We start from the raw sequence: 26,926 nt of genomic DNA on the forward strand, positions 1-26,926 counted from the left end.
AAACTTATGTCAGTGAGTGCTTTTAACCGACGCTGGGCGGCGGTGATCCTTGAAGCTTTAACGCGCCACGGCGTGCGACATATTTGTATCGCACCGGGGTCCCGTTCCACGCCGCTGACGCTGGCGGCGGCAGAAAATTCGTCCTTTATCCATCACACGCACTTTGATGAACGCGGTTTGGGGCATCTTGCGCTCGGTCTGGCAAAAGCAAGCGGCACTCCGGTCGCGGTGATTGTCACCTCCGGTACCGCTGTGGCGAATTTATACCCGGCGCTGATCGAAGCCAGCCTCACCGGGGAAAAATTGATTTTTCTCACCGCTGACAGGCCGCCTGAACTTATTGATTGCGGGGCCAACCAGGCAATACGCCAGCCGGGGATCTTTGCATCGCACCCGGCGCAATCACTGGCGCTGCCGCGTCCATCACAAGACATCCCGGCCCGCTGGTTGCTCTCTGCTATCGATCATCTAATGGCGTCCGCGCAGACGGGGCCTGTGCACATCAACTGCCCGTTTGCCGAACCGCTGTACGGTGAAATGGATGATACGGGGCTTGCCTGGCAACAGGCGCCCGGCGATTGGTGGCAGGACGACAAACCCTGGCTGCGTGAAGATTTGCATAGCGGCAGCGCGAAACAACGCGACTGGTTTTTCTGGCGGCAGAAACGCGGCGTGGTTGTGGCGGGTCGAATGAGCGCGTCGGAAGGCAAGCTGGTTGCCGCATGGGCGAAAATGCTCGGTTGGCCGCTCATTGGCGATGTCCTTTCACAAACCGGGCAGCCGCTGCCGTGCGCCGACCTGTGGCTGGGCAATGCTCGCGCGGTGAGTGAGCTGCAAACGGCACAAATTGTTGTTCAACTGGGCAGCAGTCTGACCGGTAAGCGGTTGCTCCAGTGGCAGGCGACCTGCGAGCCGCAGGAGTACTGGCTGGTAGATTCCGTTGCCGGGCGGCTTGATCCTTCACATCACCGTGGCCGCCGTCTGGTTTCCGGTGTTGCCGAGTGGCTGGAACTGCACCCGGCGGAATCACGCGCGCCCTGGTGTACTGACATTCCACAATTATCCGCTCAGGCGTGGCAGGCGGTTGCCAGCCAACGCGACACCTTTGGTGAAGCACAGTTAGCGCATCGACTGGCGAAGTATCTGCCGGAGCAGGGGCAACTGTTCCTCGGCAATAGCCTGGTGGTCCGCCTGGTGGATGCGCTGGGGCAGTTACCGGCCGGTTACCCGGTTTACAGCAACCGTGGTGCGAGCGGTATCGATGGCCTGATTTCTACTGCCGCAGGTGTACAGCGCGGCACGGCGCGGCCTACGCTTGCAATCGTCGGTGACCTGTCTGCCTTGTACGATCTGAATGCGCTGGCATTACTGCGCCAGGCTTCTGCGCCGCTGGTGCTGATTGTGGTCAATAACAACGGCGGGCAGATCTTCTCGCTGTTGCCGACGCCGCAAAGCGAGCGCGAACAGTTTTATTTAATGCCGCAGCACGTCCATTTTGAGCATGCGGCGGCGATGTTTGGCCTGAAATACCATCATCCCCAAAACTGGGATGAGCTTGAACAAGCGCTGGCGGGGGCATGGAGTAAAGCGGGGGCAACGCTGATTGAGCTGGTGGTGAAAGATACTGACGGCGCGCATACGCTGCAACAGTTGCTCGCGCAGGTAAGTCAGTTGTGATCCTGAATGCGCGGGCTATGCCGGGAGAGCCGCAAAAGCCGTGGCTAATTTTTCTGCACGGTTTTTCGGGTGACAGCCGCGAATGGTTGCCTGTCGGCGAGCGCTTTACGGCCTGTTCACGCCTCTATATTGACCTGCCGGGCCACGGAGGTTCGGCGGATAGCATGGTGACTTCCTTCGAACTGCTTAACGATGCGCTGTGCGATACGCTTTGTAGTTACAACATACTAAGTTACTGGCTGATAGGGTACTCGCTGGGCGGACGGGTGGCGATGCACTTTGCCTGCTCCCAGCCGAAGGGACTATTGGGTGTGATCGTTGAAGGAGGGCACCCTGGCCTGACGGATGCGACCGCACGGCAGGAGCGCCTGATATCAGATAGACAATGGGCGCAGCGATTTCGTGCGCAACCGCTTGTCAGCGTTTTTAACGACTGGTATCAACAGCAGGTGTTTGCGTCGTTGAGTGACGAGCAACGGCAACATCTGGTGGCGTTACGCAGCCAGAACAACGGCCCGGCGCTGGCCGCTATGCTGGAGGCGACTTCGCTCGCTGTACAACCGGATTTACGCGCTGCGCTGCGTAACGCGCCTTTTCCATTTCATTATTTATGTGGTGAGTTTGACAGTAAATTTCGCACGCTGGCGGCTGAGGTCAGCGCGAACTGTCATGTCATTGTTGACGCCGGGCATAACGCGCATCGGGAACGCCCCGATAGTGTGGCGAACTGCCTGGCGCAAATTCTGCGTCTCGATATAAAGGGCATATTATGATCTATCCCGATGAAACCATGCTGTACGCACCGATTGAATGGCAAGACTGCTCTGAAGGCTATACCGATATTCGGTATCACAAATCGGTGGATGGTATTGCCAAAATCACCATCAACCGCCCTCAGGTGCGCAACGCATTTCGTCCTTTGACCGTCAAAGAGATGATTCAGGCGCTGGCTGATGCGCGCTATGACGATAACATCGGCGTGATCATTCTGACCGGTGAAGGCGAAAAGGCGTTCTGTTCGGGTGGCGATCAGAAAGTCCGTGGCGATTACGGTGGATACCAGGATGACTCCGGCGTGCACCATCTGAACGTACTGGACTTCCAGCGCCAGATCCGTACCTGCCCGAAACCGGTGGTTGCGGCCGTTGCGGGTTACTCCATTGGCGGCGGTCACGTGCTGCATATGATGTGCGATCTCACGATTGCGGCAGAAAACGCTATCTTTGGCCAGACCGGCCCGAAAGTGGGCTCCTTTGATGGCGGCTGGGGGGCATCCTATATGGCGCGTATCGTTGGTCAGAAAAAAGCGCGCGAAATCTGGTTCCTGTGCCGTCAGTACAATGCAAAAGAAGCGCTGGATATGGGGCTGGTAAACACGGTGGTGCCGGTTGCTGAGCTTGAGAGAGAGACCGTACGCTGGTGCCGTGAAATGTTGCAGAACAGCCCGATGGCGCTGCGTTGCCTGAAAGCGGCACTCAACGCCGACTGTGATGGTCAGGCAGGTCTGCAGGAGCTGGCGGGTAACGCCACCATGCTGTTCTACATGACCGAAGAAGGTCAGGAAGGCCGCAACGCGTTTAACGAAAAACGCCAGCCGGACTTCAGCAAATTTAAACGGAATCCGTAATGCGCAGCGCGCAGGTTTACCGCTGGCAGATACCGATGGATGCGGGCGTCGTGCTGCGTGATCGGCGGCTGAAAACCCGTGACGGGCTGTTTATTCATTTGCGGGATGACGCGCAGGAAGGCTGGGGCGAGATTTCGCCTTTGCCGGGATTTAGCGTGGAGTCTCTTGAGGAGGCGACAGCCGCCGTCTGTGCCTGGGCGCAAGGGTGGCGAGCGGGGGATTGCGGCGTGTTGCCGGGGTTGCCGTCGGTTGACTTTGGTATCAGCTGTGCGCTGGCGGAACTGCGCGGTACGTTGCCAACGGCGGCGGACTACCGTGCCGCGACACTGTGCACGGGTGACCCGGATGAGCTTTTTGCCGCACTGGCTGCCATGCCGGGCGAAAAAGTGGCGAAAATGAAAGTGGGCCTGTATGAAGCGGTGCGCGATGGTATGGTGGCTAACTTGCTGCTGGAGGCGATGCCTGACTTGCGCCTGCGTCTGGACGCTAACCGCGCCTGGACGCCGCTCAAAGCGCAGCAATTCGCAAAATATGTGGATCCGCAATACCGCCATCGCATTGCTTTTCTGGAAGAGCCCTGTAAAACCCGTGATGATTCGCGCGCCTTTGCCCGTGAAACGGGCATAGCGATAGCCTGGGATGAAAGTTTGCGCGATGCCGATTTTACCTTTGAGCGCGAAGAGGGCGTGCGTGCGGTGGTGATTAAGCCCACCTTAACCGGAAGCCTTGAGAAGGTTCAGGGGCAGGTGAAAGCAGCCACACAACTGGGTATGACAGCGGTTATCAGTTCGTCAATCGAGTCCAGCCTTGGTCTGACTCAACTGGCGCGTATTGCCGCATGGCTCACCCCTGACACCATCCCGGGTCTCGATACGTTAAACCTGATGCAGGCTCAGCTTGTGCGTCGCTGGCCGGATAGCCCATTACCCTGCCATAGCGTTGAGATGCTGGAACCACTGCTATGACGTTCAATACCTGGCCCTGGCATGACTGGCGCGAAATGCGTGGCGATGAGCCCGCAATTCGCTTGCAGGATGAGACTTTAAGCTGGCGCGACCTGTGTGTGCGCGTCGATGCGCTGGCCGCCGGTTTTGCCCGCCAGGGGGTGAGCGAGGGCGATGGTGTGATGCTACGTGGGCGAAACCAGCCTCAGGTATTGTTAGCGTGGCTGGCGTTACTGCAATGTGGCGCGCGTGTATTGCCGGTCAATCCCCAATTACCCTCGCTGTTGCTGGAGGCATTGCTGCCAACCCTGACGCTGCGTTTTGCCGTTAATCTGGCTGATAGCAATACCTTTGTCGGTCTGACGCCTCTTGAACTGCGACCTGTTGCCCAATCTTATGCTATTGACTGGCAGCCTCAACGGCTGGCGTCGATGACCCTGACTTCGGGTTCAACAGGTTTACCTAAGGCGGCGGTGCACACTTGCGCGGCACACCTCGCCAGCGCACAAGGGGTACTGGCGATGATTCCTTTCGCGCCAGAAGATGACTGGTTGTTGTCACTGCCGCTCTATCACGTTTCAGGGCAGGGAATTCTGTGGCGCTGGTTATTGGCGGGCGCGCGCTTAACCGTCTCTGAGAACAATCTGGCAGAGGCTTTGCAGGGGTGTACTCATGCGTCGCTGGTGCCAACGCAACTGTGGCGCTTGCTGAATGATGCGGTGGAGGTCTCTCTTAAAGCCGTTTTGCTGGGCGGCGCGGCGATCCCTGTCGAACTGACCGAACATGCGCGTGAGCGCGGGATTCGTACCTGGTGTGGCTATGGCCTGACGGAGTTCGCTTCAACGGTATGCGGGAAAGAGGCTGATGGGCAGTCTGATGTCGGTTGCCTACTGCCGGGAAGAGCGTTGCGTATCGTTGACGATGAAGTGTGGCTGCGGGCGGAAAGTATGGCCTCAGGTTACTGGCGCGACGGGGAATTATTGCCGTTGCTCAATGATGAGGGCTGGTTTGCCACCCGTGATAAAGGCGTTCTGCACGATGGCCGTCTGACGATTCTGGGACGACTGGATAATCTGTTTTTCAGCGGCGGCGAGGGTATCCAGCCGGAGGAAGTAGAGCGTGTTATCGTGGCACATCCTCAGGTTCAACAGGTTTTTATTGTTCCCCGCGAAGACCGCGAATTTGGCCACCGACCTGTGGCGGTGGTGGAGTGTGATGGCGCCGTTGAGCTCTCGCAGCTCACCACCTGGGTACAGGACAAGCTTGCGCGCTTCCAGCAGCCCGTTGCGTGGTTGCGCTTGCCGACGCATCTTTCGTCCGGCGGCATTAAAATATCACGCCGTGCGCTACAGTCATGGGTCGCCGAACGGTAGATTTTTTGCGTAGCGTTTTCCAGTTTGCAAGCCGGAAATGCCCACCGGCGGTGGGAGGATGTTAGTGTCCTGACATCTCTACTCAGGCAAGGAATGCCATGAAGAACACCGCTGCACCTACCGCGCATGATGCGCTTTTCAAACAGTTTCTTACCCATAAAGAGACGGCGCGCGATTTTCTGACCCTCCATTTGCCCGCGTCGCTACGCCAGCTTTGCGATCTCGCGACGCTGAAACTGGAGTCCGGCAGCTTTGTTGACGAGGCACTGCGCGCAACCCATTCCGATGTGCTCTACTCGGTCAAAACCCGGCAGGGTGAGGGCTATATTTATGTACTCATTGAGCACCAAAGTTCACCCGACAGGTTTATGGCTTTTCGCTTGATGCGTTATGCCGTAGCGGCAATGCAGCGGCATCTCGATGCGGGAAACACGGTCTTGCCCCTGGTGATTCCAATGCTTTTTTATCATGGGCGCGTTAGCCCTTATCCCTTTTCGTTATGCTGGCTGGATATGTTCAGCCAGCCACAATATGCCCATGAACTGTACACAACGCCATTTCCGTTGGTGGATATTACCGTTGTGCCTGATGAGCAGATCATGACGCACCGACGTGTTGCCTTACTCGAATTATTACAAAAGCACATTCGTCTGCGGGATATGACCCTTTTGCTGGACAAACTGGTCACGACTTTGTCGCTGGGATACACTACCCGCCAGCAGTTGCGCGCTGCAATGCACTATCTACTGAGCAGAGGCAACACGCCAGCGCCAGGCGCTTTTCTTCGCCGACTGGTGCACCGTTCGCCACAACATAAGGAGACGTTGATGACTATTGCTGAACAACTGGAAGAACTCGGCAGGCGTAAGGGCTTTCGTCAGGGGCGCCATGAAGGACGTCACGAAGGACAAAAAGCCGAGGCGCTTCGCATCGCCTGTGAAATGTTACGCAGTGGGATGGACAAAGCTGTCGTGCAGCGTTTCACTGGTCTGAGTGAAGCTGAACTGGCGCAGCTCAAACATTAAGACTGCGCCGCTCTTTTCTCAAAGTAGCCCTTTCAGGCTCAGCGTGCGGCGGGTGGCGACATTCAGATCGTATTTTGTCAGATCCGCCGGGCTAACCCAGGCGTAATCCTGAAATTCCTCATTGATCTCCACTTCACGGTTCGCGCTGATGCAGTCAAAAATCAGGTAGATCATGTAGATCTCTTCTTTGCTGCCATCGGCGTAGGTTTTTATGCGCACATCGTCGCTAAAGGTCCATGGCGTTATCTGCTGCAACACCAGTTTCTCACCAAGCTCTTCGCGAATTTCGCGGCGCAACGCGTCTTCAATACGCTCACCTGGTTCGACTCCCCCACCACTGAGTGCCCATTGACCGGGAAAAACACCGCGATCATCCGCCATTTTGCATAGCAAATAATCACCTTCATTTTGAATCAGTGGGCATACAATTGTCCTTTGACGCATGATTTAGTCCTTATCCTTATGACGGGTATAGGGTTTATACCACCAAGCTTGCGGGGATGCAGTAAGCTGCCAAAAAAGAGCAACTTGTCCTGTGCAGGCGCATTTAATGAAAATGGGCGCGTAAAAATCGTGGATTGATGTAAAAAATCATTTTTAGTTCAGTATTCTTAAAAAAAATGATCGTACAATCAGCCGCTTTGGAACATTGGACTATTGTTGCGCGGATAAGAGAAATGAAAAAGAGTATATATTTGGGTTTTGCCAGCCTTCTGCTGGCGTCTGCCGGGGCAAATGCTGTGAGCTTGAGCGGCCAGGTGGGTGAGCACTACACCAACCTCGGTGTGGGTATGGGAACGGAAACCAGTGGCCTGGCGTTGAGCGGCAACTGGGCGCATAACGATGATGATGGCGATATCGCCGGTCTGGGCCTGGGTTACAACATTCCGCTGGGGCCGTTTATGGGGACGGTTGGCGGTAAAGGCGTTTACCTTAACCCGAATGCCGGGAGCGAAGGGTATGCGCTGGCCGTTGGTGGTGGTCTGGCATGGCAGGTTAGCGACAGCTTCCGTCTCTTTGGCGAATATTATTACTCCCCGGATTCCCTCTCCAGCGGGGTTAACGACTACCGTGAAGCGAATGCCGGTGCGCGTCTGACCATTATTCATCCGCTCAGTATCGAAGCCGGTTACCGTTATGTCGAGCTGACCGGTAAAGAAGGCAACCGCGATAATGCAGTGGCGGATGGCCCGTATGTCGGCGTCAATGCCAGCTTCTGATCCTTCGGCGCGGCGTCCGTCCGCGCCAGTTTCTTACCTCTTTTCTTCCCTTCATGCGGTATAGTGTTTCAACCTCTATTGCTGGAGAAAATAATGTTAAACGTAGAGATGCTGTCAACCGGCGATGAAGTCTTGCACGGGCAAATCGTGGACACCAATGCCGCCTGGCTGGCAGATTTTTTCTTTAATCAGGGGCTACCGCTTACCCGACGTAATACCGTTGGCGATAACCTCGACGACCTGGTGGCCATTCTGCGTGAGCGCAGCCAACAGGCGGATATTCTTATTGTTAATGGTGGCCTGGGCCCAACCAGCGATGACCTCAGTGCGCTGGCGGCGGCAACGGCGAAGGGCGAAGCGCTGGTATTACATGAAGAGTGGTTGACGCAGATGGCGCGCTTTTTTTCCGAGCGCGGACGCGTCATGGCGCCCAGCAACCGCAAGCAGGCGGAAATTCCTGCCAGTGCGGAGCTGGTGGATAATCCGGTCGGTACCGCCTGTGGCTTTGCCATACAGCTTAATCGCTGCCTGATGTTCTTTACGCCAGGAGTGCCTTCGGAGTTTAAAGTGATGGTGGAACGTGAAATTCTGCCGCGCATTCGCGCACGCTTTACGCTTCCTGAGCCGCCTGTTTGCCTGCGCCTGACAACCTTTGGCCGTTCCGAAAGCGATCTGGCGCAAAACCTGTCGCATCTGACGTTACCTGAAGGTGTAGTGATGGGCTATCGCTCCTCAATGCCCATTATTGAACTGAAACTCACTGGTCCTGCTGAGCATCGCGAGGCGATGGAGGCGTTATGGCCGGAAGTGAAGCGCGTGGCCGGTGAAAGCCTCATTTTCGAAGGCACTGTTGGTTTGCCGGCACTGCTTGCCGGGCGGTTGCGTGAACGTCAACTTAGCCTGACACTGAGTGAACAGTTCACCGGCGGCCTGGTGGCGTTGCAACTTTCGCGTGCGGGTGCGCCGCTGCTGGTCAGCGAAGTTATTCCTTCGCAGGATGAAGCGTTAGTGCAGACTGCACGTTGGGCTGCGGGGCTGCGCGATCGCCATCTGGCCGGGCTGGCGCTGACCGTCACGGGACTCGAAGATGAGCATCTGAACTTCGCGCTGGCGACGCCGGAAGGTACACATGCCTTACGCGTCAAGTTTAATACGAACCGACACAGCCTGACGGTACGTCAGGAAGTCTGTGCCATGATGGCGCTGAATATTCTGCGTCGTTGGCTCAATGGTCAGGACGTTGCCAGCGACCATGGCTGGATTAATGTCGTCGAATCCTTATTTGTTGAGTAATCCTTTTACGCCGGAAGAAATTGTCCTTCCGGCGCTTTTCCAGTCCAGCCTGTTGTACTCCACCTGAAAAAATCTGCGTAATACTTCACATTTTCTATTCATGTAATGTCCAGCATGCTGGATCACCATGGCTTTATGATCGCTCTCACAAAATCGGTTCCCCTAAGCCGCAACACTGATTCCAATATTCAGGACTGGAGTCCAATATGTTGGAATCAAGCAAAGTACCGGCACTCAGCCGGGCAATTGAAATCCTAAATCTCATCGCACGTATTGGGCCTTGCAGCGCTGCGGTAATCATTGAAGAGACAGGCATTCCCAAAAGCACCGCCTATTTAATTTTAGCGGAATTAAAGAAAGCGCGGTTATTGCGTATTGATAGCAATGACAACTACTGCTTATGGACAAAGCTCGTTGAACTTGCCGGGCATGCTTTGGGAAGAATGGATCTGCGCGAGATTGCCCGTCCCCGGCTGACTGAACTTATGGATGAGACCGGTCTGCTCTGCCATCTCGGCATTATTGATGACGCAAATGCCTATTACATTCTCAAAATAGAATCCTCCTCCACTATCAGCGTGCGCTCGCATGAGGGCAAAAGTCTTTCCCTTTATCGCTCCGGCATAGGGAAGTGTCTGCTGGCCTGGCAACCGCCCGCAACGCGCGATGAAATCATCCGTCATTTGCACTGGGAAAAAGCGACGTCGTCGACCATCGCCAATGCCCAGCAATTACACGATGAACTGGTGCTGATTCGTTCCAGGGGGTGGAGCTATGACAATGGCGAAGATTACCCCGATGTCCGATGTGTCGCTGCCCCCGTCTTTGATGCCCGCAATGCGCTAACGGCAGCCATTTCGGTCGTGGGAACCCGACTGCAAATTAATGAGGAAAACCGGGATTACCTCGCAGGTAAGGCGATTACTTGCGCAAAAGATATTTCCCGGCTTTTAGGGTGGAAAAGCCCTTTCGACAAGCAAGCATCATAAAAAGGAGAACATCATGACCTTACCGAAAATTAAACATGTCAGAGCCTGGTTCATTGGCGGCGCTACCGCAGAGAAAGGGGCAGGCGGCGGTGATTATCACGATCAGGGCGCTCATCACTGGATAGATGACCATATCGCCACCCCAATGAGCAAATACAAGGCCTATGAACAATCCCGGCAGTCTTTCGGTATTAACGTGCTGGGAACCTTAATTGTTGAAGTGGAAGCCGAAAATGGTCAGACGGGCTTTGCTGTTTCCACGGCAGGCGAGATGGGCTGCTTTATCGTTGAAAAGCATTTAAACCGCTTTATTGAGGGTAAATGCGTCAGCGATATCAAACTTATTCATGATCAAATGCTTAATTCCACCTTGTATTACGCAGGGTCTGGCGGGCTGGTTATGAATACGATTTCCTGTGTCGATCTGGCCTTATGGGATCTGTTTGGCAAGGTTGTCGGGTTACCCGTTTATAAATTGCTCGGTGGGGCTGTGCGTGACGAAATCCAGTTTTATGCGACTGGCGCGCGCCCCGACCTGGCTAAAGAGATGGGGTTTATTGGCGGCAAAATGCCGACACACTGGGGCCCGCATGATGGTGATGCGGGTATTCGCAAAGATGCGGCAATGGTTGCTGAATATCGCGAGAAATGCGGTGAAGATTTCTGGCTGATGCTGGATTGCTGGATGAGCCAGGATGTTAATTATGCCACCAAATTGGCCCATGCCTGTGCCCCGTATAATCTGAAATGGATCGAGGAGTGTCTGCCACCGCAACAATATGAGGGTTATCGCGAACTTAAACGTAATGCTCCTGCTGGCATGATGGTCACCAGCGGTGAGCATCACGGTACGCTGCAATCATTTCGTACGTTATCGGAAACCGGGATTGATATCATGCAGCCCGATGTCGGCTGGTGCGGTGGCTTAACGACGCTGGTGGAAATCGCTGCGATCGCAAAAGCACGCGGGCAGCTTGTCGTGCCACATGGTTCTTCGGTTTATTCCCATCACGCGGTTATTACCTTCACTAATACGCCATTTAGTGAGTTTTTAATGACCAGCCCCGACTGCTCTACGCTGCGTCCGCAATTTGATCCCATCCTGGTGGATGAACCGGTGCCAGTAAATGGTCGCATTCATAAGAGTGTGCTGGATAAACCGGGCTTCGGTGTTGAGCTTAATCGCAACTGTAATTTAAAGCGCCCGTATAACCATTAATTCCTCCGCGTCGCGCCGCCATAACGCGGCGCAGCCCTACATGAGGTCATTACGATGAATACCAGCTTATTGGATAGCGTGGTAAAGAAAAACCGCGCCCGTTTAATCCCCTTTATGTTGATGTTATACGTCCTGGCATTTCTTGATCGTTCGAATATTGGTTTTGCAAAAGAGACGTATCAGATAGACACCGGCCTTAGCAACGAAGCCTATGCGTTGGGGGCGGGGATCTTTTTTGTGGTGTACGCCTTCCTCGGCGTGCCGGCTAATCTGTTGATGCGTAAGTTTGGCGCACGCTACTGGATTGGAGGGACGACCCTGTTATGGGGGTTTCTCTCCGCGGCAATGGCCTGGGCTGATACCGAAGCCAAATTTCTGCTTGTCCGCACGCTTCTTGGCGCCGCGGAAGCTGGCTTCTTCCCTGGCATGATTTACCTGACCTCTCAATGGTTCCCACAGCGCAATCGCGCCAGCATTATGGGGCTTTTTTACATGGGGGCGCCATTAGCTTTGACGCTGGGTTCACCGCTGTCCGGCGCTTTACTTGAGATGCATGGCTTTATGGGGCATCCGGGGTGGTTCTGGATGTTCTTGATTGAAGGCCTGCTGGCTGTCTCTGCAGGTATCTTTACTTTCTTCTGGCTGGATGATACGCCAGCGCAGGCACGGTTCCTCACGCCGCAAGAGAAGGGCGTTCTTGAGGCCCAGCTTGCCAGCGAAGAGGAGAGTAAAGTGACTTCACGTCTGACCGATGCGCTGCGTAATGGGCGGGTATGGCAACTGGCTATCATTTATCTGACTATCCAGGTCGCGGTATATGGATTGATTTTTTTCCTGCCGACGCAAGTGGCCGCATTGCTGGGGACAAAAGTGGGGTTCACCGCCTCTGTCGTCACCGCTATCCCCTGGATTGCCGCCCTGTTTGGTACCTGGCTTATTCCTCGTTATTCCGATAAGACCGGTGAAAGACGCAACATTGCTGCACTGACGCTGTTAGCGGCGGGCATTGGTATTGGCGTATCTGGCCTGGTCTCTCCCGTGCTGGCCATTGTTGCCTTATGCGTCGCGGCGGTGGGATTTATTGCTGTACAACCGGTTTTCTGGACCATGCCAACGCAGCTTCTGTCCGGAACGGCGCTGGCGGCGGGTATTGGCTTTGTGAATTTGTTTGGTGCGGTCGGCGGATTTCTGGCCCCGATCATTCGTGTCAAAGCCGAAACCCTGTTTGCCAGCGGCGCTGCCGGGCTTCTCACCCTTGCTGGCGTGGCGATTGCCGGTGCGCTGATCATTTTAACACTGAATGTAAGACAGGCTGTCTCTCACTCGAACAGCGTTCATTCATGACAAAAAGGAAGTGAAATGACAATGGATCCGATTTTATCCAACCCGTTTAAAGCGGGTCTGCTAAAAGGCGAAACGCAGATTGGCCTGTGGTTAAGTTCCACTACGTCGTATATGGCTGAGATTGCAGCGACCTCCGGGTATGACTGGTTATTGATTGATGGCGAACATGCGCCGAATACTATTCAGGATCTCTATCACCAGTTGCAGGCCATTGCGCCTTACACCAGCCAGGCCGTCATTCGGCCCGTTGAGGGGAGCCGTGTTCTTATCAAACAGGTGCTCGATATTGGTGCCCGTACATTGTTAATTCCCATGGTGGAGAGCGCAGAGCAGGCGCAGGATGTGGTGGCGGCCACGCGTTACCCGCCACAAGGTGTTCGCGGTGTGGGGGCGAGTGTCGCGCGCGCCGCCCGCTGGGGGCGAGTCGAAAATTATATGGCTCGCGCGAATGAAGAGTTGTGCTTGTTGATTCAGGTTGAAAGCAAAGCGGCGCTGGATAACCTTGATGCCATTTTGCATGTTGATGGTATTGATGGGGTCTTTATCGGTCCTGCCGACCTCTCCGCATCGTTGGGCTATCCTGACAACAGTGGTCATCCGGACGTGCAACGCGCCATTGAACAGGCCATTAAGCAGATACGTGATGCCGGGAAAGCGGCGGGTTTTCTGGCGGTCGATCCGCTCATGGCAAAAAAAGTGCTGGAGTGGGGGGCTAACTTCGTGGCAGTCGGTGTGGACACCATGTTGTATACCAATGCGTTAGATGAACGGCTGGCGATATTTAAAGGGGCCAGACCTTCGGCATCGGCAACGAAGGGCAGTTATTAATTATTCGCCCGCCGGGAGGATTACGGCGGGCGAACCTTTTAGCGCAGCGCCTGCGCCAGTAGTGTAATAGGATGTTCGCAGCGAAGGCTTGTGGACATTTCCACCTGCCACTTACAGGTTTCACAATCTGTGATCACCAAATCCGCACCGCTCTCCTCAATCTGGCGGAACAGTGGTTCGCCAATCGCCTGCGCTGTGGCGTAGTTTTCGCGCTTAAAGCCGTAGGTCCCCGCTATCCCGCAACAACGTGAATCCAGTACGGTAAGTTCCAGTCCGGGAATACGTCGCAGCAGATCCAGTGTGTAGTGCGTCCAGCCCATTTTCTCCATATGGCACGGTGTGTGATAAACCACTTTCAACGGTAACTCTTTGAGCTTGAGCGTATTGCCTTCTTCCAGCTTGCGCCAGATCCAACGCGTAGCCAGGTCGATGTGCGGACGTAAATGGTGGTTATCGACGTCCAGCAGATGCGGATATTCATCTCGCAAAGTGAAGGTACAGGTTGATGAGGTGGCAATCACCGGAATACCGTCTCCTGTGATGCTCTGCTGTAATGCCCGAATATTAAATTCCGCCTGCTTTTTCGCTTTCGCAAAATAGCCATTGGCAATCAGCGGCACCCCGCAACATTTTTCCTGACGCAGGAGCTGCACACCGATTCCCATCGCGTTCAGCACTTGCAAGAGATCTTTGCCCAGTTGCGGATGGTTGTAATTCACATAGCAGCCATGGAAAAACGCCACCTGCTGATCAAACGCCTTTTGCTTGTCAGCCACGGAGCGGTACCAGCGGCGGAAAGTGCCATGGGAATATTTTGGCAGCGTCCGGTGATGATCGATTTTCAGCGCCTTATCGAGCAACTGGCGAACGGGTTTGAGCGACGTGGCGGTATTGACCAGCGGCGCGAATGGGGTGGATAACGATCCCATCAAATCCGTATGGCTCAGAATGGCATTACGCAGTGAAGGTGGATTAACGGCATATTGCGAACGTGCGCGTTGAATAATATCGCCAATCTTTACGCCAGACGGACAGGCGGTTTCACAGCGTTTACAGTTGGTGCAGTATTTCAGCGCCTCATCAAACAACGCCGGGTCTTTTAGACGTAAACGCTCCCCATCCGGCCCCGCCTGTTTCGGGCCAGGGTAAGCAGGATTCACCGCACTGACCGGGCAAACCGTGGTGCACACGGTGCATTTGATACAGCTTTCAAATTGAGTTGTGGTCATTTTACCTCTCCCCGGCGCAAATTTGTTCTGCGGCATACAGCGCGGTAACCGCGCAAACGCCACCCCCACACCCCTGAGCAACCGCATCAAAGCCACCCAAAACGGAGCCCACCACATACAGGTTATCCAGCGTCGTGCCCTGGCGCTTAGCGCGTAGCGTTTCGTCAGTGATCACGCCAAACTGCTGCCATGGCTGGGTATCAAAGACGTTGTCGCGATACCAGCTTTCCCGTCCGGGGCTTTGTAACACGTCGAGGTCAAAAATGGTTTCCCGTACGCGATCGCGTTCGGCAATCAAACCGTTACTGAAAAAACTGCCGCTGGCGAGCACCACATGGCGTGGACGTAGCGCAATATCCTCATGCTTGCGCGTCCACAGTTGTGTCACGCGTCCACTTTCCACATCGGCACGGATCACCTCATCACCGGGCATCCATGTCCCACCGCTTTGGATAAAACGCTGTTGCAGGCGTGATTGCATGCGGGTGCCGGGAACTGATGGCGGCAGAGTAGGCAGCAACCGTAGCGGACAGGAGAGTTGTTGGTTAAGTCGTGTAAAGACGGCGCTATCCTGCAGGCCGAAACAGGCCGGGAAGTAAAGCTCGTCGTACTGACGGCTTAACGGCAGCAAGGCGCGGTACAGCTCGTCAAAATTCTGAGCAACATCCAGTACACGGGCGATATTGACGGCGCGAAATTCACTTGGGTTATCCCGCACGCGGTCCAGCACTGGCAGCGTTATCTCTTCTGCGGTGGCATTTATGCCACGTTTTTTCAGTGACGCGGCAGCGAGTTGCGGCTGAAAATCGAGAAAACCACAAATACCGACGACCCCAATGGCAATATCTTTTGTCGGCTGGAGAGGAATTTCATTGGGGCTTAACCAGGCCTGACGGAAGGTGCCCAGTGGGGTGACACGCATATGCGGCGTATCGGCCTCACCTTTTAGCGCCAGGCCGCAGTCTGCCAGCATGGTCTGGGTCATTTTTGCATAGTGGCGTACCCTTTCAGCGCCCAGTAAGGCATAAGGATGTTCGCTTTGCATACGCTGTAACGCGCCTACCCCGGCGATAAGGTCGTTGACCGGTTGCCCGTTCGGCAGACGGGAGAGTAGGTCCAGCGAGCCGGAAGAGAAATTGAGTGCGCTCTGACCGCGGCTGACAATGGCACAGCGTTGACCGTTTTCGCTCAGCCGAATGCCGCAGAGTAACCCGGCGAGGCCGCCGCCGATAATAACCGTATCAAATTTCATCAGTTGGCTCCTTTTCCAGCCCGCACAGTCCTTGATAGACCCAACGTGTAAATTCACTTTCGCGTAGCGCATCCCCCCAGGCGACAGGTTTTATGCCCTTCCAGCGCTCATTCAAAAATGCGCAAAGCTGGTTAATAGATTCTGTTTCACTGGTCACCCGCATGCTGTGCAGTAAGCCTGCTGCGCGACAGGCGCACAGCTCACCCTGACATGTGCCCATGCCCACGCGGGTACGGCGGCGCAGATCCAGCAGAGAGTTAACATTCAAGTTTTCAACGGCATACTGGACTTCCCCGGCGGTGACGGCTTCGCATTCGCACACCAGGCTACGACTGTGGCGATCGCTGCCCAGCGAGGCTGGTGTGCGATCGCCATGGCGATAAATAGCCGAACCGCGTAGCGGCACCGGCAGTGAGATAATTTTTTTCAGCGCCTGTTCGGTAGGCTGCTGTGAACCGGGCAACGGCGTTGTCGCTGTGGTACAAGGGGTGCTAAGACCGAGCTTGCGGCAGACGGCATCTGTGGCCCACTCCGCCATCAGACGGTAGGTCATCAGCTTGCCGCCGGTAATGGTGATAAAGCCTTCCATCCCGTCACGTTGAGCGTGATCGAGCAGCACAATGCCGCGGCTTACGTTACGTCCTGTCGGGTCATCATCGCTGGCAACCAAAGGACGTACGCCTGCATAGGCGCGCAGGATACGGGTCTGCGCCATCACTGGCGCCAGCTTTTCTCCTTCACGCAGCAGAATATCGACCTCTTCGGGCGTCACCCGGATGTTGTCAATATCCTTATAGTCAATATGCGTCGAGGTGGTGCCAATCAGGGAAATGGTATCGCCGGGTACGAGGATGTCGGCATCTGCCGGTTTACGACAACGGTTTATCACATGCTGATTGATACGGTGGTCGAGTATCAGCAGGGCTCCTTTGGCCGGGAACATGCGAATCCGTAAATCCGCATACTCCGCGATGCGCTGGCCCCAAATCCCGGCGGCATTGACCACGACAGGAGCATGCAGAGGATAAATTTCATGGGTTTGCGGGTTCATCAGTTGTACACCGGTGACCCTGTCGCCCTGGCGTATTAATCCGCAGACTTCGTGGCCTGTCAGGATAGTGGCGCCATGTTCACGCGCATCCAGCATATTGCTGGCGGTCAGGCGAAAAGGATCCACAGTGCCATCGGGCACGCGGACGGCACCAGTCAGTGCCGGGTTTACGCTGGGTTCCGTGCGCCGCGCTTCTTCTGGCGTAATGGCCTGCGCGTTAATCCCCGCGCGCTGGCAGGCATCAATAAAGACAGGCTGATAAGCCAGATCGTCTTCCGGCAGGGTGATAAATAAACCGTCTGTAGGCTCAATACAGTGGCGAGCGATACGCTTGAGGATGTGGTTTTCTGCAATACATTCCCGGGCGGATTCGTTATCGGTCACTGCATAACGCGCACCGCTGTGCAATAAACCGTGATTGCGGCCGGTGGCACCTGTGGCAATGTCATGGCGTTCAAGCAGTACCACGCGCAGTCCGCGCAATGCACAGTCGCGGACGATGCCTGCTCCGGTCGCGCCACCGCCGATGATGATGACATCGTAATCGTCTGAGTTACCCATATTTTCGTCTTCCGAGCGGGATTCCATAGAAACATTTAGCCACACTGTTGCTATGGATTGTTTGATATCGCGCATATTCGAGCAAAAAACGAAAATAACCAGAGTGGTTTTATGTCTGAAAGTGGAGCTTTGTCATAAATATGTAACATAAGGTGCGACAAATTGCCTTTTGTCGTTAGAATTTGCCGGGTAAAACCGTTACAAACGAAATCATGGTTTCGTTTTCACTCATAGTAGTCACATATAATGATAAAACCCTGCCACGGAGGCATATATGTTGAGTATTTTCCGGCCAGAATCCCACCGAGAAAGACTTCCTGAAGATCGTATCGACCCGGTTTATCGTCGTCTGCGCTGGCAGATCTTCCTGGGTATTTTCTTCGGCTATGCGGCCTATTATCTGGTGCGCAAAAATTTTGCGTTGGCCATGCCTTACCTCGTGGAGCAGGGCTTTTCTCGCGGTGATTTAGGGTTTGCGCTGTCGGGGATCTCGATTGCCTATGGTTTCTCAAAATTCATTATGGGGTCGGTCTCGGATCGTTCGAATCCGCGCGTTTTTCTGCCCGCCGGGTTGATTCTGGCCGCGGCAGTCATGTTGTTCATGGGATTTGTCCCGTGGGCGACATCGAGCATTGCCATTATGTTTGTGCTGCTGTTCATGTGCGGCTGGTTCCAGGGAATGGGGTGGCCGCCGTGCGGACGTACCATGGTGCACTGGTGGTCGCAAAAAGAGCGTGGCAGGATAGTGTCTGTATGGAACTGTGCGCACAACGTCGGCGGCGGTATTCCCCCGTTGCTGTTCCTGTTGGGTATGGCCTGGTTTAACGACTGGCACGCGGCGCTGTATATGCCTGCGTTTGGGGCAATCATTGTGGCGATTTTCGCGTTCGCTATGATGCGAGATACCCCTCAGTCCTGCGGCTTGCCGCCGATTGAAGAGTATAAAAACGACTACCCGGACGATTACAGCGAAAAGGCAGAAGAGGAACTGACGGCGAAGCAAATCTTTATGCAGTACGTCTTCCCGAACCGTCTGCTCTGGTATATCGCCATCGCCAACGTTTTCGTTTATCTGCTGCGCTACGGCATTCTGGACTGGTCACCCACCTACCTGAAAGAAGTGAAGCATTTCGCGCTGGATAAATCTTCCTGGGCCTATTTCTTTTATGAATATGCCGGGATCCCAGGGACGCTGATTTGCGGCTGGATGTCGGACAAAGTCTTCAAAGGTAACCGTGGTGCAACAGGCGTCTTCTTTATGACGCTGGTCACCATTGCCACGATCATCTACTGGTTAAACCCGGCGGGCAATCCGACGATAGATATGGTCTGTATGATTGTCATTGGCTTCCTGATCTACGGCCCGGTGATGCTCATTGGTCTGCACGCTCTTGAACTGGCTCCGAAAAAAGCCGCCGGTACGGCAGCGGGCTTCACCGGTTTATTCGGCTACCTTGGCGGGTCGGTGGCGGCCAGTGCGATTGTGGGTTACACCGTCGATTTCTTTGGCTGGGACGGTGGTTTTATGGTGATGATTGGCGGCAGCATTCTGGCTGTGCTTTTGCTGATTGTGGTGATGATTGGCGAACGCAAACATCATGCACAAGTGGCGGCTAAGCGCCGATAAGGCAATAAAAAGGGCCGCGCGCGGCCCTTTTACATTTCAATCTCAATATCCCCTTTTGCTTTGCAGCAGCAGGGTAATATTTCGTCAGGCTGGATAAAGGCCAGCGGCTCGGTCAGCCAGTCGACCTGGCCTGTGACCAGGCGACAGCGACAGGAGCCGCAGTAACCTTCGCGGCACTGGTATTCCACCGGCACGCGGTGTGATTCCAGCGCCACCAGCAAAGACGGATGTTCTTCCTGGCACAACACCTGTGTGCCCGTCAGACGTAAGGTTACACGCGTCATCAGAGCTGGAAGTTACTCAGGTCGTCGGTATCGACTTCGGCGTCGATCTGGCCAACCAGATAAGAGCTGACTTCCACTTCCTGCGGAGCCACCTGAACGTTGTCAGAGACCAGCCAGGTATTGATCCACGGAATCGGGTTAGAGCGGGTCTGGAACGGCAAGTCCAGGCCGACCGCCTGCATGCGGATATTGGTGATGTACTCAATATACTGCCACAGGATGTCTTTATTCAGACCGATCATGGAGCCGTCGCGGAACAGATACTCTGCCCACTCTTTCTCCTGCTGCGCCGCCTGGACGAACAGGTCATAGCACTCCTGTTTGCACTCTTCGGCAATCTCCGCCATTTCCGGGTCATCGCTACCTGAACGCAGCAGGTTCAGCATGTGCTGAGTCCCGGTCAGATGCAGCGCTTCATCGCGTGCAATCAGACGGATGATTTTGGCGTTGCCTTCCATCAGTTCGCGCTCCGCAAAGGCGAAAGAGCAGGCAAAGCTGACGTAGAAGCGAATAGCTTCCAGTGCGTTCACGCTCATCAGACACAGATACAGTTTCTTTTTCAGCTCGCGCAGGTTCACGGTCACGGTTTTACCGTTAACGGTATGGGTACCTTCGCCAAGCAGATGCCAGTAGCTGGTTAGCTCAATCAGCTCATCGTAATAGGCCGAAATGCCCTCGGCACGTTTCTGGATCTGCTCGTTGGTGACGATATCGTCAAACACAATCGCCGGATCGTTCACGATATTACGGATGATGTGGGTGTAAGAGCGCGAATGGATCGTTTCTGAAAACGCCCAGGTTTCAACCCAGGTTTCCAGTTCCGGGATCGAAATCAGCGGCAACAGCGCCACGTTCGGGCTACGACCCTGAATAGAGTCCAGCAGCGTCTGGTATTTCAGGTTGCTGATAAAAATGTGTTTTTCGTGTTCCGGCAACGCCTGGTAGTCAATACGGTCGCGGGAAACGTCGACTTCTTCCGGACGCCAGAAGAAGGAGAGTTGCTTTTCAATCAGCTTTTCAAAGATGTCATATTTTTGCTGATCGTAGCGTGCCACGTTGACCGGCTGCCCGAAGAACATCGGCTCTTTGAGCTGGTCGTTTTTCGTCTGTGAAAAGGTGGTGTATGCCATGAGTGTGTCCTGTGAGAGATTTTGTAGATCGGGCAAACAAAATCGTAGGCCGGGTAAGCGTAGCGTCACCCGGCATTTACATTAGATCTTACATGCGCCGCTTTCGCAGCCATCATCCTGAATGGACGGCACCAGATCATCCTGCGCATCTTCCGCACCGTCGCGGGTGTTTTGATAGTACAGGGTCTTCACGCCAAATTTATAGGCAGTGAGCAAGTCTTTCAGCAATTGCTGCATCGGCACTTTTCCGGACGGGAAACGTGTCGGGTCATAGTTGGTATTTGCAGAGATCGACTGGTCGATAAATTTCTGCATGATGCCTACCAGTTGCAGATAGCCGTCGTTGTTCGGCATTTCCCACAGCAGCTCGTACTTATCTTTCAGCAGCTCATAATCCGGCACCACCTGACGCAGAATACCGTCTTTCGACGCCTTGATGCTCACATGGCCGCGCGGTGGCTCAATGCCGTTGGTGGCATTGGAGATCTGCGATGAGGTTTCCGACGGCATCAGCGCAGACAGCGTGGAGTTACGCAGGCCGTAAGTTTTCACCGATTCACGCAGGGCGTCCCAGTCGTAGTGCAGCGGCTCGCTGGTGATACCGTCCAGGTCTTTCTTGTAGGTATCAATAGGCATAATGCCTTTGGAGTAGGTGGTTTCATTAAACCACGGGCATGCGCCTTGCTCTTTCGCCAGTTCGTTAGATGCTTTCAGCAGGTAGTACTGAATGGCTTCAAACGTCTGGTGCGTCAGGTTGTTGGCGCTGCCATCGGAGTAGCGTTTGCCGTTTTTCGCCAGCCAGTAGGCGAAGTTAATCACGCCAATACCCAGCGTACGGCGGCCCATTGCACCGCGTTTTGCCGCCGGAATCGGATAGTCCTGGTAATCCAGCAGGGCATCCAGCGCACGCACGGCAAGCACCGCCAGCTCTTCCAGCTCATCCAGATTAGAAATCGCACCCAGGTTAAAGGCAGACAGCGTGCAGAGCGCGATTTCACCGTTTTCGTCGTTCACGTCTTCCAGCGGTTTGGTTGGCAGAGCGATTTCCAGGCACAAGTTAGACTGGCGCACTGGCGCAACCACCGGGTCAAACGGGCTGTGGGTGTTGCAATGGTCAACGTTCTGGATATAGATACGGCCGGTAGAGGCGCGTTCCTGCATCATCAACGAGAACAGCTCAACGGCTTTTACGCGTTGTTTGCGGATGCTGTCGTCTTTCTCATATTTGGTGTACAGACGTTCGAACTCATCCTGATCGGCGAAGAACGCGTCATACAGGCCCGGGACGTCAGACGGGCTGAACAGGGTGATCTCTTCCCCTTTCAGCAGGCGGGTGTACATCAGTTTGTTGATCTGTACGCCGTAGTCCATGTGACGCACACGGTTACCTTCAACGCCACGGTTGTTTTTCAGAACCAGCAGGCTTTCAACTTCCAGATGCCACATCGGATAGAACAGGGTCGCCGCACCACCACGCACACCGCCCTGAGAGCAGGATTTTACCGCGGTCTGGAAGTGTTTGTAGAACGGGATACAGCCGGTGTGGAACGCTTCACCGCCGCGAATCGGGCTACCCAGCGCACGAATACGACCCGCGTTGATACCGATACCGGCACGCTGGGAAACGTATTTCACAATTGCGCTGGAAGTGGCGTTGATCGAGTCCAGGCTGTCGCCGCACTCGATCAGCACGCAAGAGCTGAACTGACGGGTCGGGGTACGTACGCCGGACATAATCGGCGTCGGCAGAGAAATTTTGAACGTGGAGACCGCATCATAGAAGCGCTTCACGTAACTCAGACGCGTCTCGCGTGGGTACCCTGAGAACAGGCAAGCAGCCACCAGGATATAGAGGAACTGCGCGCTCTCGTAGATTTCGCCGGTTACACGGTTCTGAACCAGGTATTTGCCTTCAAGCTGCTTAACGGCCGCGTAGGAGAAATTCATATCGCGCCAGTGGTCGATAAACTCGTCCATCTGCTTGAACTCTTCTTCCGTGTAGTCTTCCAGCAGATGCGTGTCGTATTTGCCAAGTTCAACCATTTTTACCACATGGTCGTACAGCGCTGGCGGCTCGAACTGACCGTAGGCTTTTTTACGCAGGTGGAAAATAGCAAGGCGCGCGGCGAGGTACTGGTAGTCTGGCGCTTCACGGGAGATCAGGTCCGCAGCGGCTTTGATAATAGTCTCATGAATGTCGGACGTTTTGATGCCGTCGTAGAACTGAATATGGGAACGCAGTTCCACCTGGGAGATGGATACATTACTCAGCCCCTCTGCCGCCCAATCCAGCACCCGATGAATTTTGTCGAGATTGATGCGCTCGGTGCTACCGTCGCGCTTTGTCACCAGCAGACTCTGATTCATGTGAAATTTACCTGTCCGTGAATAAAAAATATCCCCCAATTATCCACAGAACCACGTTGTGACTAAGTCTGTGGATAAATACTATATGTTGGGGGTATATGATAAGAGAAACGCTATATGGTGAGTATTCTAGTAAGGATTCTTTTGAGTACAAGAGTTGATTTTGACGTTAAATTGAGGTTGCAAAAGAGTGATAAAGGCTAAGTCCACGTCGCATAAGGCCTGGCGGGGATGTCAATATTTCGCAAAAAAAAATGAAAATTTGATCAAACGCTGATTTCTTCATCGGGAAGGGGAGATCGCGCGACATGATGTAGCGCAATCTTTATAAGAATAGTGAATGACGTCAGACGTTTTTTGGCTTTGTATGTAACATATAATTCACATCCACACCGGGCGCGAGCTTAAAGGTATTTAACAGCGGGTTGTAATGCAGGCCCGTAATGTGATGCTCCTTTAGCCCGGATTCATTCACCCAACCGAGCAGTTCTGCGGGTTTGATAAATTTCTTCACGTCGTGCGTCCCTTTCGGCACCATTTTCAGCACATACTCCGCGCCAACCACCGCCATTAACCACGCTTTGCCGTTACGGTTAATCGTCGAGAAGAAGACATGGCCGCCGGGTTTGACCAGCCGCGCGCAGGCGTTGACCACCGATTGCGGGTCCGGTACGTGTTCCAGCATCTCCATGCAGGTGACAACATCATATTGCTGCGGATGTTTGTCGGCGTGGTCTTCGACGGTCTCTTGCACGTATTCGACGCGAATGCCGGACTCCAGAGCATGCAGCCTGGCGACCTGTAGCGGTTCAAAGCCCATATCCAGCCCGGTGACTATCGCCCCTTCGCGCGCCATGCTCTCCGCCAGAATGCCGCCACCGCAGCCGACATCCAGGACATTCTTGCCAAACAGACCGTCAGCACGTTCTGCAATATAGCCCAGACGTAATGGATTAATGCGATGAAGAGGTTTGAATTCGCCTTCCAGATCCCACCAGCGAGAGGCAACCGCTTCAAATTTGGCGATTTCAGCCTGGTCAACGTTTTGAGCAACCGACGTTTTTTCGGCATTCATGGGGATATGTACTCCTTTTTTAGCAAGACGGATGAGTATAACAGTCTGCTGGCGCTAATAAAGCGCCCTGCGGGGTCTTTCCGTTTACCTGATTCATTACGGTTGTGTTATAATTTGCGACCTTTGAATCCGGGATACAGTAGAGGGATAGCGGTTAGATGAGCGACCTTGCGAGAGAAATTACACCGGTCAACATCGAGGAAGAGCTGAAAAGTTCTTATCTGGATTATGCCATGTCGGTCATTGTTGGCCGTGCGCTGCCAGATGTCCGCGATGGTCTAAAGCCGGTTCACCGTCGCGTACTTTACGCCATGAACGTCTTGGGCAATGACTGGAACAAAGCCTACAAAAAATCTGCCCGTGTCGTTGGTGACGTAATCGGTAAATACCATCCCCATGGTGATTCCGCAGTGTATGACACCATTGTGCGTATGGCACAGCCATTTTCACTGCGCTACATGCTGGTTGATGGTCAGGGTAACTTCGGTTCGATTGACGGCGACTCCGCGGCGGCAATGCGTTATACGGAAATCCGTCTGGCGAAAATTGCCCATGAGCTGATGGCCGATCTGGAAAAAGAGACCGTTGATTACGTCGACAACTACGACGGTACGGAAAAAATCCCTGATGTTATGCCTACCAAGATCCCGAACCTGCTGGTGAACGGGTCTTCCGGTATTGCAGTCGGGATGGCAACCAACATTCCTCCGCATAACCTGACGGAAGTGATTAACGGCTGCCTGGCGTACATCGATAATGAAGACATCAGCGTTGAAGGGCTGATGGAACATATCCCAGGGCCGGACTTCCCGACCGCCGCCATTATTAATGGTCGTCGCGGTATTGAAGAAGCGTACCGAACCGGGCGTGGCAAAATTTATATTCGCGCCCGCGCGGAAGTGGAAGCTGACGCGAAAACCGGTCGTGAAACCATTATCGTGCATGAAATTCCGTATCAGGTGAATAAAGCACGCCTGATCGAGAAAATTGCCGAGCTGGTTAAAGATAAACGCGTTGAAGGTATCAGCGCGCTGCGTGACGAGTCTGATAAAGACGGCATGCGCATCGTGATTGAAATCAAACGTGACGCAGTGGGTGAGGTGGTACTGAATAACCTGTACTCCCAGACCCAGCTCCAGGTTTCCTTCGGTATCAACATGGTGGCACTGCACCATGGCCAGCCGAAGATCATGAACCTGAAAGACATTCTGTCCGCGTTTGTGCGTCACCGCCGCGAAGTCGTGACGCGTCGTACCATTTTCGAACTGCGCAAAGCGCGCGACCGTGCGCATATCCTTGAAGCGCTGGCCGTTGCGCTGGCGAATATCGATCCGATTATCGAGCTGATTCGCCGTGCGCCGACCCCGGCAGAAGCCAAAGCCGGTCTTATCGCGCAGCCGTGGGATTTGGGCAACGTTTCCGCCATGCTGGAACGTGCGGGCGATAACGCCGCGCGCCCTGAATGGCTGGAGCCAGAGTTCGGTATTCGTGACGGTAAATACTACCTGACCGAACAGCAGGCACAGGCGATTCTGGATCTGCGTCTGCAGAAACTGACAGGACTTGAGCATGAAAAACTGCTCGAAGAATACAAAGAACTGCTGGAACAGATTGCCGAGCTGCTGCATATCCTCGGCAGCGCCGATCGTCTGATGGAAGTTATCCGCGAAGAGCTGGAACTGGTTCGTGAGCAGTTCGGTGACGAGCGTCGTACTGAGATCACCGCCAACACCGCCGACATCAACATCGAAGATCTGATCAACGAAGAAGATGTTGTGGTTACGCTGTCGCATCAGGGCTACGTGAAATACCAGCCGCTTACCGACTACGAAGCGCAACGTCGTGGCGGTAAAGGCAAGTCTGCGGCGCGTATTAAAGAAGAAGACTTTATCGACCGCCTGCTGGTGGCCAACACCCACGACACGATCCTCTGCTTCTCCAGCCGTGGTCGTCTGTACTGGATGAAAGTTTATCAGTTACCGGAAGCGAGCCGTGGCGCGCGTGGACGTCCGATCGTCAACCTTCTGCCGCTGGAGCCGAATGAGCGTATCACCGCCATTCTGCCGGTACGCGAGTATGAAGAGGGCGTAAGTGTCTTTATGGCGACCGCCAGCGGTACCGTGAAGAAAACCGCCCTGACCGAGTTCAGCCGTCCGCGCTCTGCCGGGATCATTGCGGTTAACCTCAATGAAGGCGACGAACTGATCGGCGTCGATCTGACCTCTGGTCAGGACGAAGTCATGCTGTTCTCTGCCGCCGGTAAAGTGGTGCGCTTCAAAGAAGGCGCCGTTCGTGCGATGGGACGTACCGCAACAGGTGTTCGCGGTATCAAGCTGGCAGGCGAGGACAAAGTCGTTTCGCTGATCATTCCACGTGGCGAAGGGGCAATCCTCACCGTGACGCAGAATGGCTACGGTAAACGTACGGCTGAAACCGAGTACCCGACCAAATCACGTGGTACGCAGGGCGTTATCTCTATCAAGGTGACCGAACGTAACGGTTCCGTGGTGGGTGCGGTACAGGTCACTGATACCGACCAGATCATGATGATCACCGATGCCGGTACGCTGGTGCGTACGCGTGTGTCGGAAATCAGCGTGGTAGGGCGTAACACCCAGGGTGTTATCCTGATTCGTACCGCAGAAGACGAAAACGTGGTCGGTCTGCAGCGTGTAGCCGAACCGGTGGACGACGAAGAACTTGACTCCATCGATGGCAGCGTCGCGGAAGGGGATGATGAAATTGCCCCGGAAGTTGACGATGGCGTGGCTGACGACGACGCCGACACCGACGAGTAATCTGTGCTGAGGG

General features: G+C 54.5%; 22 protein-coding genes. 14 read left to right on the forward strand and 8 right to left on the reverse strand.

All coding sequences use genetic code 11. From position 1 onward, the window contains the following. The first annotated feature begins 6 nt into the window (after nucleotides 1–6). From menD to ABU190_RS01760, 6 genes are all read left to right on the forward strand, one after another. Complete coding sequence (gene menD / locus ABU190_RS01735; RefSeq protein WP_354690210.1) at nucleotides 7–1,677, forward strand: 2-succinyl-5-enolpyruvyl-6-hydroxy-3-cyclohexene-1-carboxylic-acid synthase; 1,671 nt, start codon at nucleotides 7–9, stop codon at nucleotides 1,675–1,677. Beyond that, complete coding sequence (menH, locus tag ABU190_RS01740; protein WP_354690211.1) at nucleotides 1,674–2,450, forward strand: 2-succinyl-6-hydroxy-2,4-cyclohexadiene-1-carboxylate synthase; 777 nt, start codon at nucleotides 1,674–1,676, stop codon at nucleotides 2,448–2,450. Before menD ends, menH begins: the two co-directional genes overlap by 4 nt. Next, entirely contained in the window at nucleotides 2,447–3,304 is an 858-nt protein-coding gene (menB, locus tag ABU190_RS01745) for a 1,4-dihydroxy-2-naphthoyl-CoA synthase (protein ID WP_039079905.1), read from the forward strand. The genes menH and menB overlap by 4 nt, the downstream gene beginning before the upstream one ends. Further along, complete coding sequence (gene menC / locus ABU190_RS01750) at nucleotides 3,304–4,269, forward strand: o-succinylbenzoate synthase (RefSeq protein WP_354690212.1); 966 nt, start codon at nucleotides 3,304–3,306, stop codon at nucleotides 4,267–4,269. Before menB ends, menC begins: the two co-directional genes overlap by 1 nt. Continuing rightward, on the forward strand, nucleotides 4,266–5,621 hold the full coding sequence (menE, locus tag ABU190_RS01755; RefSeq protein ID WP_354690213.1) for an o-succinylbenzoate--CoA ligase: 1,356 nt from the start codon (nucleotides 4,266–4,268) through the stop codon (nucleotides 5,619–5,621). The genes menC and menE overlap by 4 nt, the downstream gene beginning before the upstream one ends. Nucleotides 5,622–5,719: 98 nt before the next feature. Next, the gene (locus ABU190_RS01760) at nucleotides 5,720–6,646 is read left to right on the forward strand and encodes an Rpn family recombination-promoting nuclease/putative transposase (protein ID WP_354690214.1); all 927 of its coding nucleotides are present in this window, start codon (nucleotides 5,720–5,722) and stop codon (nucleotides 6,644–6,646) included. 18 nt (nucleotides 6,647–6,664) lie between these two features. Here the strand turns inward: ABU190_RS01760 and nudI are convergent, their stop codons facing one another. Next, a complete protein-coding gene (gene nudI / locus ABU190_RS01765) occupies nucleotides 6,665–7,090 on the reverse strand; it encodes a nucleoside triphosphatase NudI (protein WP_039079909.1) in 426 nt (141 codons plus the stop codon). Between the two features lie 233 nt (nucleotides 7,091–7,323). On the opposite strand from nudI, the gene ABU190_RS01770 reads away from it, so the two are divergent. From ABU190_RS01770 to yfaU, 6 genes are all read left to right on the forward strand, one after another. Next, nucleotides 7,324–7,866: a YfaZ family outer membrane protein gene (locus ABU190_RS01770; protein WP_354690215.1), complete on the forward strand. Its 543-nt coding sequence runs from the start codon at nucleotides 7,324–7,326 to the stop codon at nucleotides 7,864–7,866. Nucleotides 7,867–7,959: 93 nt separating this feature from the next. Beyond that, nucleotides 7,960–9,159 (forward strand): nicotinamide mononucleotide deamidase-related protein YfaY, encoded by a 1,200-nt coding sequence (locus ABU190_RS01775; RefSeq protein WP_354690216.1) that lies wholly within the window; start codon nucleotides 7,960–7,962, stop codon nucleotides 9,157–9,159. 206 nt (nucleotides 9,160–9,365) lie between these two features. Further along, complete coding sequence (locus ABU190_RS01780; RefSeq protein ID WP_039079912.1) at nucleotides 9,366–10,148, forward strand: IclR family transcriptional regulator; 783 nt, start codon at nucleotides 9,366–9,368, stop codon at nucleotides 10,146–10,148. A 13-nt stretch (nucleotides 10,149–10,161) separates the two neighbouring features. Further along, the gene (gene rhmD / locus ABU190_RS01785; protein WP_039079913.1) at nucleotides 10,162–11,367 is read left to right on the forward strand and encodes an L-rhamnonate dehydratase; all 1,206 of its coding nucleotides are present in this window, start codon (nucleotides 10,162–10,164) and stop codon (nucleotides 11,365–11,367) included. Between the two features lie 54 nt (nucleotides 11,368–11,421). Further along, nucleotides 11,422–12,711: an MFS transporter gene (locus tag ABU190_RS01790; protein ID WP_071195656.1), complete on the forward strand. Its 1,290-nt coding sequence runs from the start codon at nucleotides 11,422–11,424 to the stop codon at nucleotides 12,709–12,711. Nucleotides 12,712–12,732: 21 nt separating this feature from the next. Continuing rightward, nucleotides 12,733–13,539 (forward strand): 2-keto-3-deoxy-L-rhamnonate aldolase, encoded by an 807-nt coding sequence (yfaU, locus tag ABU190_RS01795; protein WP_039079978.1) that lies wholly within the window; start codon nucleotides 12,733–12,735, stop codon nucleotides 13,537–13,539. Between the two features lie 38 nt (nucleotides 13,540–13,577). On the opposite strand, the gene glpC is transcribed toward yfaU, so the two are convergent. From glpC to glpA, 3 genes are read right to left on the reverse strand one after another with little or no spacing between them, the layout of a single operon-like run. After that, on the reverse strand, nucleotides 13,578–14,768 hold the full coding sequence (gene glpC, locus ABU190_RS01800) for an anaerobic glycerol-3-phosphate dehydrogenase subunit GlpC (protein ID WP_071195756.1): 1,191 nt from the start codon (nucleotides 14,766–14,768) through the stop codon (nucleotides 13,578–13,580). Between the two features lies 1 nt (nucleotide 14,769). Beyond that, the gene (glpB, locus tag ABU190_RS01805) at nucleotides 14,770–16,020 is read right to left on the reverse strand and encodes a glycerol-3-phosphate dehydrogenase subunit GlpB (RefSeq protein ID WP_354690217.1); all 1,251 of its coding nucleotides are present in this window, start codon (nucleotides 16,018–16,020) and stop codon (nucleotides 14,770–14,772) included. Continuing rightward, on the reverse strand, nucleotides 16,010–17,632 hold the full coding sequence (gene glpA / locus ABU190_RS01810; RefSeq protein ID WP_354690218.1) for an anaerobic glycerol-3-phosphate dehydrogenase subunit A: 1,623 nt from the start codon (nucleotides 17,630–17,632) through the stop codon (nucleotides 16,010–16,012). The genes glpB and glpA overlap by 11 nt, the downstream gene beginning before the upstream one ends. Nucleotides 17,633–17,906: 274 nt before the next feature. On the opposite strand from glpA, the gene glpT reads away from it, so the two are divergent. After that, nucleotides 17,907–19,259 (forward strand): glycerol-3-phosphate transporter, encoded by a 1,353-nt coding sequence (gene glpT / locus ABU190_RS01815; RefSeq protein ID WP_354690219.1) that lies wholly within the window; start codon nucleotides 17,907–17,909, stop codon nucleotides 19,257–19,259. A 29-nt stretch (nucleotides 19,260–19,288) separates the two neighbouring features. Here the strand turns inward: glpT and yfaE are convergent, their stop codons facing one another. The 4 genes from yfaE to ubiG all read right to left on the reverse strand — a co-directional run bounded on the left by yfaE (nucleotide 19,289) and on the right by ubiG (nucleotide 24,115). After that, entirely contained in the window at nucleotides 19,289–19,543 is a 255-nt protein-coding gene (gene yfaE, locus ABU190_RS01820; protein WP_039079917.1) for a class I ribonucleotide reductase maintenance protein YfaE, read from the reverse strand. Next, the gene (nrdB, locus tag ABU190_RS01825; protein ID WP_039079918.1) at nucleotides 19,543–20,673 is read right to left on the reverse strand and encodes a class Ia ribonucleoside-diphosphate reductase subunit beta; all 1,131 of its coding nucleotides are present in this window, start codon (nucleotides 20,671–20,673) and stop codon (nucleotides 19,543–19,545) included. The genes yfaE and nrdB overlap by 1 nt, the downstream gene beginning before the upstream one ends. Nucleotides 20,674–20,754: 81 nt before the next feature. Further along, nucleotides 20,755–23,040, reverse strand: coding sequence for a class 1a ribonucleoside-diphosphate reductase subunit alpha (gene nrdA, locus ABU190_RS01830; RefSeq protein ID WP_354690220.1), 2,286 nt, complete (start codon nucleotides 23,038–23,040; stop codon nucleotides 20,755–20,757). Nucleotides 23,041–23,386: 346 nt separating this feature from the next. Next, nucleotides 23,387–24,115, reverse strand: a complete 729-nt coding sequence (ubiG, locus tag ABU190_RS01835) for a bifunctional 2-polyprenyl-6-hydroxyphenol methylase/3-demethylubiquinol 3-O-methyltransferase UbiG (protein WP_354690221.1) — start codon at nucleotides 24,113–24,115, stop codon at nucleotides 23,387–23,389. 158 nt (nucleotides 24,116–24,273) lie between these two features. Here ubiG and gyrA point away from each other — a divergent pair, with 158 nt between their 5' ends. Further along, nucleotides 24,274–26,913 (forward strand): DNA topoisomerase (ATP-hydrolyzing) subunit A, encoded by a 2,640-nt coding sequence (gene gyrA / locus ABU190_RS01840; RefSeq protein WP_354690222.1) that lies wholly within the window; start codon nucleotides 24,274–24,276, stop codon nucleotides 26,911–26,913. Nucleotides 26,914–26,926: the final 13 nt, after the last annotated feature.

Source organism: Phytobacter sp. RSE-02, from assembly GCF_040578655.1.
Taxonomy (GTDB): Bacteria; Pseudomonadota; Gammaproteobacteria; order Enterobacterales; family Enterobacteriaceae; genus Phytobacter; species Phytobacter diazotrophicus.